A 9,563-nucleotide genomic window follows, 5' to 3' on the forward strand; every position below is an offset into this window, starting at 1 on the left:
TCGCCCTCGACGACACCGGGGGGTTGTGTCGGCAGGGTGACTGCGCATCGGGTAGCTGAACACTACCCTCACCTGCTGTGTCCGCGAAACGGGCTCTCCGGTCACCGTCCGGCGAGCCAATCGCGGTACGCGTCGAACGTCGACGGGCGTCCCAGGAACGCCTCGACGAGGTCGCCCGCATCGCGGGTCCCGCCACGCTCGAGCACCTCGGTGCGGTACCGCAGAGCGGCCGCGGGATCCATGAGCCCGGCGCCGAATCCGCTCAGCAGATCCCGCGCGATGACGAGGCTCCACTGGTACGTGTAGTAGCAGGCGCCGTACCCCGTGAGGTGCCCGAAGCCGGCGTACGGGTGAAGGTCGCGCAGCGGCTGCACGGGGCTGGTCGTGGCGTAGAGGCGCTCGGTCTCGGCCTGCAGGTCGGCGGGGCGGTCGACGTGCAGGTGATACGACACGTTGGCGTGGCCGAGCTGGCGGCGCACTTCCAAGCCCCGGCCGAACGCGTCGGCGACGCGCATGCGGTCGACGAGCTCAGCCGGGATCGGCTCGCCCTCGGCGTCGACCGCGAACGACGCCAGCACGTCGGCATCCCACGCCCACTCCTCGAGCAGCTGACTCGGGGCCTCGACGAAGTCCCACTCGGTGGCCACGCCGCTGAACCGTGCGAAGCGCTGGCGTCCGCCGAGGATGTCGTGCACCAGGTGCCCGAACTCGTGGAAGAACGTCACCACCTGGTCGTGCTCGAGCAGGCCGCGCGAGAAGTTGCAGAGCAGGGCGGCCTCGGGCAGCACGCGGCCGGTGACGCCGGGCGCGATGGGGAAGCATGCGGCATGGCTGAACTTGCCCTCGCGCGGGTGCAGGTCGAGGTGGATGCGCCCGAGTCGGTCGCCGTCGCGCACGACGTCGTACGTGCGCACGTCGTCGTGCCACGCGGGCGCGTCGACGGGCACGTACTCGACATCGAACAGGCGCCCCGTGATGTCGAGCACGCCGGCGGCGACGCGGTCGAACGGCAGGTACGACCGCACCAGCTGGGCGTCGACGTCGTACTGCTCGCGCTTGATCGCGCCGAGCACGTACCAGAAGTCCGCGATCGTCACCTCGTCGACCTCGGGCGCGTCGCGCCGCAGCCGCTCGAGCAGCACCGGGTACTCCGCTTCGGCCGCGGGGAGGGATGCCGCGTCCAGCTGCTCCAGGAACTCGGGGATCGCCGCGCCGGTGCCGATCATGCGGGTCTCGGTCTCGTACTCGGCCCAGTCCGCGTATCCGAGCAGGCGTGCGCGCTCCGCGCGCACCTCCAGCAGCTCGGCGAGCACGGCGTCGTTCTCGGGCCATGCGAGATCGTTGAACGCCCCGACGAGGGCGAGACGGGTGGCACGGTCGGTCGCGTACTCGCGGATCGGCATGAGGTCGGGGTAGTCGGTCGACAGGGTGACCATGCCCTCGTCGTCGACGGGATGCGCGTCGACGAAGTCCTGCGGCATGCCGGCGAGGCCCTCGACGGGCACGCGGATCTCGCGGCGTCCGTCGCGGATGTGGCGCGAGAACGTCAGCGAGAGTTCGGTGTCGCGATCCGCGAGCTGCCGTACCCGCTCACGGTCGGCATCGGACAGTTCCACTCCCCCGCGGCGGAAGTCGCGCAGCACATGGTGCAGCAGTCGCGCCTGGTCGTCGTCGACGCGCTGCCCCGCGGCATCCGCGAATCCCTGCCAGAGCCCGCGGTCGAGCAGCCGAGCGGCCGACAACGACTCCACCGCCTGCACCTGCTGCTCGGCGAGGTCGCGCACGTCGGCGTCGGGGTGCGCCTCGCTCACGATGTAGGCCTCGTTCATGGCCTCGCGCAGCGCGATGTCGGCGTCGTTCCACAGGTCGAGCCGTTCGGCGGCGTCGAGCGCGCTGTCGGTGCGCAGCCGCTCGTCGATCTCGTGGACGAGGGCGATGCGCGCGGCGGGACGCTCGGCGGCGAAAGCCGTCCATCCGGCGGCGTCGGCGGGGAAGGAGAGGGGGTCCAGGGTCACCCGTCGAGCCTATGGGCGGGCACGCAAGCGCGCGAGGACAGATTCAGCGCAGGGCGCCCACACTCGCGAGCGCGAGGCGGATGAGGGTGCCGCGGCCGCCCTCCATCTCGGCGGCGAGGGCGTCGGACGACGCCTCCTCGGGTGTCAGCCACGTCACCTCGAGGGCGTCCTGGCGCGGCTCGCACGTCCCGGTCACCGGCACGACGAACGCGAGCGACACGGCATGCTGACGGTCGTCGTGGTACGCGCTCACCCCGGGGAGCGGGAAGTACTCGGCCACCGTGAACGGTGTCGGCTGCGGCGGCAGCAGCGGGAAGGCCATCGGCCCGAGGTCGTTCTCGAGGTGCCGGAACAGCGCGTCACGGACGGTCTCGCCGTACCGCACGCGTCCCGACACGATCGTGCGGCTGATCTCGCCGAGCGGCGATGCGCGCAGCAGCAGCCCGACCGAGGTCACCTGCCCCATGCCGTCGGTGCGCACCGGCACGCCCTCGACGTACAGCATCGGCAGCCGGCGGCGTGCCTCTTCGAGCTCGATGTCGCTCAGCCACGCGGGGTTGGAGATGTTGCCGGCAGGCGGGCCGAACGGCTCGTCACCCGCAGGCTCGGGGTCGGGAGTGCGCACGGACATGCCTCCTGTATACCCCGCGCAGCCCTCCGGCGCCGATCCCGAGCGCCGTGCACGCGCGGATGCGAGGATGTCGGCATGACGGAAGCGCTCGTGCTCGATGCCGACGCCGTCCTGTGGTCGGCCGATCGTGCGGCCCTCGCGGGGCGGCACCTGCTGCTCCTGCTGCACGGCTACGGGGCCGACGAGCACGATCTCTACCCGCTCCGCGCCTACCTCCCCGAGGCCTTCGTCGTGGCGAGTCTCGCCGCTCCCCTCGCCCCGCCGTGGCCGGCTCCCGGCCGGTCCTGGTATCCGATCGAGGGACTCGACGGCCGCGACCCCTCGCATGTGACGCGGGCGGCCGAGGCCGTCATCGCGTGGGCCGACGCGCACGCGGCGGGTGCGGCATCCATCGGTCTTCTGGGCTTCTCGCAAGGCGGCGCCGTCTCGCTGCAGGCCATGCGGATCGCACCGCGGCGATTCTCGTACGCCGTGAACCTGTCGGGGTACGTCACACCCGGCGAGCTGCCGAGGGATGCCGAGCTCGCAGAGCTGCGTCCGCCGGTGTTCTGGGGGCGCGGGACCAACGACGACGTGATCCCGGGCTTCGTCGTCGAGCACACCACGCAGTGGCTGCCCGAGCGCGTCGACCTCAGCGGACGCGTGTACCAGGGCCTCACGCACAGCGTCTCTGAGGCCGAGCTCGCCGACGTGCGCACCTTCCTCGACAAGCGCCTGGAAGACCTCGACGCGACCCCTGGTCGTTGAGCGTCGGTGCGGGACGGAATGCACTCACTGGCGGCATCCAGAACCTTCCGCTATCGTGGCGGAGGCCTTTGTCCCCTCGGTGAGGAAATCCATTGAAGCTGTTCGACGCGACCGCGCTGTAATCGCGCTGCTCCGTCGTTCCTCGACGCACCAGCGCTTGAAGATTTCGCGCTGGCCCGTCGATCGGCCGCTTCTCTCCCGCTCCGGCACGCCCGGACGCATCGCGGCTCCCGGTGTCAGCGCACAACTGACGCAGGAGGCCTCATGCCCACCAACACCCTCACCCCCGCGATCGTCCTCGATCGCGTCTCCTTCACCTGGGCCGACGGCACCGTCGCCCTCTCGGACGTCTCAGGCTCGTTCGGCACCGGCCGCACGGGACTGGTCGGCCGCAACGGCTCCGGCAAGTCCACGCTGCTGCGCCTCATCGCCGGCGACCTCACGTCGTCGGCCGGGCACATCACGCGAACGGCGGATGCCGCGTACCTGCCGCAGCGGCTGACCCTCGACGTCGACCGGCCCGTGGCCGATCTGCTCGGGGTCGGCGAGACGCTGCGCGCCCTGCGCGCCATCGAGTCCGGCGACGTCGACCCGCGTCACTTCGACGCGGTCGGCGCCGATTGGGACGTCGAGGCGCGCGCGCACGCGGCCCTCGCCGAGGCGGGACTCGCCCCCGACATGCTCGACCGCAGCGTCGGGCAGCTGTCGGGCGGCGAGGCCGTGCTCACCGCGATCGCCGGCATCCGGCTGCGCGGCGCACCCATCGCGCTGCTCGACGAGCCGACGAACAACCTCGACCGCGAGGCCCGGGCACGCCTGCACGACATGGTGCGCTCATGGCGCGGCGCGCTCGTCGTGGTGAGCCACGACACCGCCCTGCTGGAGCTCATGGACGACACCGCCGAGCTGTACGCCAACGAGCTGTCGGTCTTCGGCGGCCCGTACTCCGAGTGGCGGGCATGGCTGGATGCCGAGCAGGACGCCGCCCGCGATGCCGAGCGCGCCGCGAAGCAGTCGCTCAAGCGTGAGAAGCGGCAGCGCATCGAGGCGGAGACCACCATCGCCCGCCGCAAGGCGATGGGCGACAAGGCGTTCGTCGAGAAACGGGTTCCGAAGATCATCGCCAACGGTCGGCGGATGGCCGCCGAGGTCTCGGCAGGCAAGCTGCGCGGCGAGAAGGCCGATCGCGAGGCATCCGCCCGCGAGGCGCTCGACGCCGCCGGACGGCGGGTGCGCGACGACGCGTCGATGAAGATCGACCTGCCCGATCCCGGCGTGCCCGCGGGCCGCCGCATCGCCACCATCGGCGACGGCTCCCGGTCGTGGGTGATCCAGGGCCCCGAGCGCGTCGCGCTGATCGGCCCGAACGGCGCCGGCAAGACGACGCTGCTGGAGCGGCTGGTGGGCGCTGCTGTCGAAGATTCAGGAGACACGCCGGGCGACGGGTCCCCGACCCACGCGGACGGTCCGATCCTCCTGAATTCTGCGCGCGGCGCGCTGCACACCAACCGCGTCGGCTACCTGCCGCAGCGCGTCGACGGGCTGGACGAGTCCGCCTCGGTGCTCGACAACGTCACCGCGGTGGCTCCTCACGTCGGCACGGTCGAGCTGCGCAACCGGCTCGCCCGGTTCCTCATCCGAGGGGCCGCGGTCGAGCGCCCGGTCGCGACGCTGTCGGGCGGCGAGCGGTTCCGCGTCGCGCTGGCCCGGCTGATGCTCGCCGACCCGCCGCCCCAGCTGCTCGTGTTCGACGAACCGACGAACAACCTCGACCTCGACACGGTCGACCAGCTCGTCGACGCCATCGCCTCGTACCGCGGCGCGGTGCTCGTCGTCAGCCACGACGACGCGTTCCTCGAGCGCATCGGCGTCAGCCTGACGCTCGAGCTCGACCGCGAAGGGCAGCTGACCGAGCGGTGACGCCGGGCCGCGGCATCCACTTCTCTTCGAAGCGGTGGATGCCGCGGCTCAGGCCGCCTTGGCCAGTGAGCCGTACCGCTCCATGCGGTGCCAGCGCAGGCGCGTGCCGGCGAGCGCCGTGAACACGGACTGGATCACGACCAGGTACATCAGCTGGCGGTAGACCACCTGCTGCAGAGGCAGCGACCACAGCGGCCCCGGGGACTCGCCGTCGAGCGCGAACGCGAACCACGCCATCAGCACCTGGACGAGCATGAACGCGGCCCACACGACGAGGATGCGCATCGGGTCGAGGAAGAGAAGCCCGTACAGGGCGAACACGTCGACGACGGGCGCCAGCAGCGGCAGCAGCACCTGCAGCACCAGCAGGTAGCCGAGTCCGCGGCGACCGAGCTTGCCTGCCGCGCCGCCCTGCACGACGGCTCGGCGATGCTTGAACATCGCCTGCAGCGTCCCGTAGCACCAGCGGTAGCGCTGCTTCCAGAGGGCGTCGAGGGTCTGTGGCGCCTCGGTCCACGCGCGGGCACGCTCTTCGTAGACGACCCGCCAGCCGTCACGGCACAGCGCCATGGTGAGGTCGGTGTCCTCCGCGAGGGTGTCGCTGCTGACGCCGCCGACGCGCGCGAGGGCGCTGCGGCGGAAGCCGCCGATGGCTCCCGGCACCGTCGGCATGCACTCGGCCACGTCGAAGAGCCGCCTGTCGAGGTTGAAGCCCACGACGTACTCGATGTGCTGCCAGCGGCCGAGCAGCCCGCCCCGGTTGGCGACCTTGGTGTTGCCCGAGACCGCCCCGACGTTCGGGTCGGTGAACGGCTGCACCAGCAGTCGCACGGTGTCGGGCTCGAACACGGTGTCGCCGTCGACCATCACGATGAGCTCGTGCTGAGCCGCGCGGATGCCGGTGTTCAGCGCCGCCGGCTTGCCCTGGTTCTGCTGGCGGATCACGCGCACCCGCGGCAGTCCGAGACGCTCGACGAGGTCGGCGGTGCCGTCGGTGGATCCGTCATCGACGACGATGACCTCGATCGGATGATCGGATGCCGCGATCGACCGCACGGCGGCCTCGATGCCGGCGGACTCGTTGTAGGCGGGCACGATCACCGACACCGGTTCGGTGACCGGCGGGTCCTCCCACACCGGGACGCGCCGTACGCGCCGGGCATGGCGGACGGCGGCTGCCGTGACGAGCACGGCGCGCGCCAGGACCACGACGCCGCTCAGCACGAGCGCCCACGTGAGGCCCGACACCACGACATCGCTCGTGCGCACGGCGGCGATGGTGGCCCAGCCGGCGAACCGGTCCCACCACGACGCCGGCGGATCGGCGGCATCCGCCCCGACCGCGTCGCCCACCGAGCTGACGGTGAAACCGCGAACGTCCAGTGCCGTCAGGAGCTCGTCGAGGGCGGCCACCGTCTGGCTGCGGTCGCCCCCGCCGTCGTGCATGAGGATGACGGCGCCGTCGTCGGTCGGTGGTGAGCCGGCGGCGACGATCGCGTCGACGCCCGGCGTGGTCCAGTCGCGTGTGTCGAGGGTCGTGAGCACCGACAGATAGCCGTCGGCGCCTGCGGCCTCGACCGCGTTCCACACGTCATTCGTGACCGCTGCGGGCGTGGAGCTGTAGGGCGGGCGGAACCACGTCGCGCCGACGCCCGTGGCCGCCGCGATGACGCGCTGGGTGGCCGCGAGCTCCATGCTCTGCTGCCACTGCGGAGCGGCGCCCAGGTCGAGGTGCGTGAAGGTGTGCAGGCCGATCTCGTTGCCGCTCGCCACGATGTCGCGGGCGAGGTCCGGGTGCTCGGCGACAGCAGAGCCGACGGCGAAGAACGTCGCCGTCGCACCGTGCTCGCGCAGCACTCGCAGGATCTCGGGAGTCCACCGTGGATCGGGGCCGTCATCGAACGTCAGGGCGACGGTGCGGGCGGCCGGCGCCGCGGTGCGCAGGTCGCGTCCGGTGGGATCAATGACGGGGTTGCCGGCCGGGACACCCGGCGGCACCTCGTCTGCGGCCGCGTCGACCGCCGCGGTGCCCGACCGCGCCTCGCCGGCGTGCACGTACCCGTGGATCGCGAGCGCCACCGCGAACGCCGCGAGGACCGCCGCGAGCGCCACCCAGTGCACACGCGTCTTCGCGGCGCGCGCCGCCGTGCGGTGCTGGCGCCGCGTGACGACCTCGACCGTCACGGCTTCGCTGGCTCAGTCGGCGCGTTGGCCCGGCCAGGCGCGGCCTCGCTGTTGCCGCGATCCGCGACCGGCGGCGCGTTGCCCGGCGTCGCCGCCTCCGTCGCGATCGGGCTGGGCGCCGTGGCGGCGGCCCGCGCCGGCTCGACGGCCGCGTCGGGCGTGGCTGATGCGTCGGCGTCGGCATCCCTCGATCCGTCCCGCGGATTCGCGGAGGGCTCAGGAGCGGGCGCGGGAGTGGATGCCTGCGGCTGAGGTGCGACGGGACTCGACGCGTCGGCTGCCGGGGCACGCGAGGGCAACAGCGGCGAGACGACCGTCGGCACCCCCAGCACCGACACGACGACGAGCCCGAGCGACAGGCCCAGCGCAGTGACGCCCGCGATCGCCGCCACGCGGATGCGGCGCACACGGCGCCCGCTGCGGTCCACGAACACAGGGCTGGTACGGCGGGTGAGCGGAGCGGGGGCCTCCGACCCGCGCGAGGGATCCGTCACCATCACGCTCCTCGGCGGTGCGGCGTGCACGGGACACACGCCAGCAGGGAGCCTATGCGTCCGTTCCCGGCAAGGGCGGGTCGAGCGCCGCTTCCTCATCGACCTCTCACCCGTCGAAGAAAGGGATGCCGCGGCCACCGCCCCGGGGATTATGGGGGTTCTCCCCCATGCGCGAGCGCACCCGGGCGGCGAGGATGGAGACATGAACGGACTCATGAGACCCCGCCAGGGACGCGTACTCGCCGGCGTCTGCGCCGCCGTCGCGAACCGCTTCGGATGGAACGTGACCCTCGTGCGCGTCCTCACCGCGATCGCCGTGATCTTCTTCGGCCTGTCACTGTGGGCCTACATCATCCTCTGGATCCTGATCCCCAGCGAGGTGTGAGCCCGCCGGCTCACTTCCAGTCGGACGACGCGGCCCGCGCGAGTGCGCCGACCGCCTCCTCTGCCGTCCACGATGCGTCCGTCGCGACGTACGCGGTGAGGGAGTTGATGCCGTCGGTCATCGTGTAGCCGGCCGACGTCGTCGACTGATAGCTGGACGACAGCCACGCCGAGATGCCCTGCACACCGGTCTCGACCGGCTGATCGCCGTCGTCCGGCAGAGTCCAGGCCGCACCGGCCGACGAATACACCTCGAACGTGTGCGCACCGTCGTAGAGGTAGCAGTTCGACCAGTTCGAGGCCGCCGTGGCGAGCACGATGCCGGGCAGCGGTGGGTCGATGAAACCACCGCGCTCGCCCGAGAACTCCGTGTTCAGCTCGCGCGACAGGGCGCCAGCGACAGCGGCGCAGTCGAGCTCGTCCCACCACCCAGTCCGATCCCGGACCCACGGGTCCGCGTCACCGGCGAAGTTGCGGACGATGAGGGCCGCGATCGCGGCGGTCCAGTCGTCGATCTGGTCACGGTCCGCCTCGGCGAAGGACTGGAACGAGGCGCCGATCCACAGGTCGGCGTCCTCGGCCTCACCCGAACAGACCCACTGCGCATCGCAGTCCTGGAAGTAGTACTGCGCCTGGTCCTGGGGGAACTGCGTGTCGCCCAGCCCTGGGCGAGGCAGGATCTCCACCCGCACGGCGGCGCCGCCGGCCTCCCAGCTGCACGCCAGCCCCCCGATGTTGCCGACATCGCCGTCACTGGCCGACGTCGCGAGCGGGAGCGAGGCTCCGACGACGCTCTGCAGGTCGGCCGGAGCCAGAGCCCTGTTGCAGTCGCCGTCGAATACCGCGGGCGGCTTCTCGCCCGGAGCGACGACACGCGCTTCGGCGGTGGGCGTCGGCTGAGGCGTCGGTGCGACACTCGCGCGTGGTGTCGGGTCGGCTTCCGGCTCGGCGGCCGGCGCGCACGCGGTGAGGACACCTGTCAGCGCGAGCACGGCAACGGCGAGGGCAAGGGGTCGTCGCAAGGCGTCTCCTAGGGGCGGTCCCGCGACTCTACCGGCGCGCGGCCGCTACGCATTCGCGCCCTCACAACGATTCGGACACGACCGTTGACGCCGTCCGTCAGGGCTTCTTCTTGTGGCCTGGGGCGTTGCCGCTGTTCCCGGGCGCCGTCGGGGTCGGGGTGGGCTC

Annotated in this window: 8 protein-coding genes; 3 read left to right on the top strand and 5 right to left on the bottom strand. The window is 72.0% G+C overall.

Features of this window, described 5'->3' with window-relative positions; all coding sequences use genetic code 11:
• Positions 1-101 precede the first annotated feature (101 nt).
• Both JNB62_RS16905 and JNB62_RS16910 read right to left on the bottom strand, forming a co-directional pair.
• A complete protein-coding gene (locus JNB62_RS16905; RefSeq protein ID WP_220302066.1) occupies positions 102-2,015 on the bottom strand; it encodes a M3 family metallopeptidase in 1,914 nt (637 codons plus the stop codon).
• A 43-nt stretch (positions 2,016-2,058) separates the two neighbouring features.
• Positions 2,059-2,646, bottom strand: coding sequence for an NUDIX hydrolase family protein (locus JNB62_RS16910; protein ID WP_141892502.1), 588 nt, complete (start codon positions 2,644-2,646; stop codon positions 2,059-2,061).
• 75 nt (positions 2,647-2,721) lie between these two features.
• On the opposite strand from JNB62_RS16910, the gene JNB62_RS16915 reads away from it, so the two are divergent.
• Positions 2,722-3,393, top strand: a complete 672-nt coding sequence (locus tag JNB62_RS16915; protein WP_220302067.1) for an alpha/beta hydrolase — start codon at positions 2,722-2,724, stop codon at positions 3,391-3,393.
• Between the two features lie 264 nt (positions 3,394-3,657).
• The gene (locus JNB62_RS16920) at positions 3,658-5,313 is read left to right on the top strand and encodes an ABC-F family ATP-binding cassette domain-containing protein (RefSeq protein WP_220302068.1); all 1,656 of its coding nucleotides are present in this window, start codon (positions 3,658-3,660) and stop codon (positions 5,311-5,313) included.
• Between the two features lie 48 nt (positions 5,314-5,361).
• Here JNB62_RS16920 and JNB62_RS16925 read toward each other — a convergent pair whose 3' ends face one another.
• Together JNB62_RS16925 and JNB62_RS16930 are read right to left on the bottom strand one after the other, a co-directional pair.
• Positions 5,362-7,497, bottom strand: a complete 2,136-nt coding sequence (locus tag JNB62_RS16925; RefSeq protein ID WP_308291838.1) for a bifunctional polysaccharide deacetylase/glycosyltransferase family 2 protein — start codon at positions 7,495-7,497, stop codon at positions 5,362-5,364.
• Positions 7,494-7,994 (bottom strand): hypothetical protein, encoded by a 501-nt coding sequence (locus JNB62_RS16930; protein WP_220302069.1) that lies wholly within the window; start codon positions 7,992-7,994, stop codon positions 7,494-7,496. The genes JNB62_RS16925 and JNB62_RS16930 overlap by 4 nt, the downstream gene beginning before the upstream one ends.
• 199 nt (positions 7,995-8,193) lie before the next feature.
• Between JNB62_RS16930 and JNB62_RS16935 the strand changes: the two genes are divergently transcribed.
• Positions 8,194-8,376 (top strand): PspC domain-containing protein, encoded by a 183-nt coding sequence (locus JNB62_RS16935; protein WP_220302070.1) that lies wholly within the window; start codon positions 8,194-8,196, stop codon positions 8,374-8,376.
• A 10-nt stretch (positions 8,377-8,386) separates the two neighbouring features.
• Here the strand turns inward: JNB62_RS16935 and JNB62_RS16940 are convergent, their stop codons facing one another.
• Positions 8,387-9,397 carry a hypothetical protein gene (locus JNB62_RS16940; protein ID WP_220302071.1) on the bottom strand — a complete coding sequence of 337 codons (1,011 nt, stop codon included), beginning with the start codon at positions 9,395-9,397 and terminating at the stop codon, positions 8,387-8,389.
• Positions 9,398-9,563: the final 166 nt, after the last annotated feature.

Origin of the sequence: Microbacterium jejuense (assembly GCF_019511665.1) — a bacterium.
GTDB classification, from domain to species: domain Bacteria; phylum Actinomycetota; class Actinomycetes; order Actinomycetales; family Microbacteriaceae; genus Microbacterium; species Microbacterium jejuense_A.

Excerpts from the sequence above, each read along its gene's own strand:
- JNB62_RS16910 (WP_141892502.1), bottom strand. The coding sequence starts at position 2,646 with ATGTCCGTGCGCACTCCCGACCCCGAGCCTGCGGGTGACGAGCCGTTC.
- JNB62_RS16930 (WP_220302069.1), bottom strand. The coding sequence starts at position 7,994 with ATGGTGACGGATCCCTCGCGCGGGTCGGAGGCCCCCGCTCCGCTCACC.
- JNB62_RS16915 (WP_220302067.1), top strand. The coding sequence starts at position 2,722 with ATGACGGAAGCGCTCGTGCTCGATGCCGACGCCGTCCTGTGGTCGGCC.
- JNB62_RS16935 (WP_220302070.1), top strand. The coding sequence starts at position 8,194 with ATGAACGGACTCATGAGACCCCGCCAGGGACGCGTACTCGCCGGCGTC.
- JNB62_RS16920 (WP_220302068.1), top strand. The coding sequence starts at position 3,658 with ATGCCCACCAACACCCTCACCCCCGCGATCGTCCTCGATCGCGTCTCC.